Origin of the sequence: Thiolapillus sp. (assembly GCF_048562965.1) — a bacterium.
In the GTDB taxonomy this organism is placed as follows: Bacteria; Pseudomonadota; Gammaproteobacteria; order Chromatiales; family Chromatiaceae; genus Thiolapillus; species Thiolapillus brandeum_A.
Genome location: NZ_JBHNMF010001490.1, coordinates 1 through 603, shown reverse-complemented (window position 1 = coordinate 603; position 603 = coordinate 1). Strand labels below are relative to the sequence as shown.

Below are 603 nucleotides of genomic sequence, written 5' to 3'. Positions count from 1 at the left end.
GGCGGGGAAGAGCTGCTGCATCAGGCCCTTCTTGTGCTGTTTCAGGGCCTGGACCTTTTTGGCTTGCAGCCCGATCACCTCATCAAGGGAGGAGAGGCAGTGGGCGATTTTTTGTTGTTCGTCCCTATTCGTTGGCGTTGGTAAGACAATGCTGAAGAAATCTGCTGCACTTATGTTTAGCAGACCGTCACTTCTAGCGCCACTTGTAATAAATCTGGCTAATTGATGACCATGAAAGTTTTTCTCGAAGTAACCATTATAGAACTCTGGGACATATTTTTTTTTGAACTCGAAACTATAAAACGCGTTTGGTACGGCAGCATCTTCAAATTCTTGCAATTGATATATCGATCCTTGAGGGAATGTCTTTGAATTACCTTTGTTGTAGGAAAATTGTCCTCTCTCAAGTGCAATGTATTTTTCGTATTGTTTCCCAGAAATATCTCTCCCAAATTTTTCAGCTTGCGATACGAATCCAACCCCGGAACTTATGCTTATAGGTATCAGTTTTTTAGACCCAACTCTTCCTGTAATACGACTGGCTAATTCACCCAACCGCTTCACCTCCCACGCCCCCGCCTCCCGAAACTCAGGAAAGCGCAG

The 603-nt window shown here is 44.6% G+C and carries 1 protein-coding gene; it reads right to left on the bottom strand.

What is annotated here, in order from left to right; genetic code table 11:
* Positions 1-564 (bottom strand): restriction endonuclease subunit S (locus ACOCD2_RS25090; protein ID WP_293675619.1); only part of this gene is annotated, 564 nt, incomplete at its 3' end.
* Positions 565-603 lie beyond the last annotated feature (39 nt).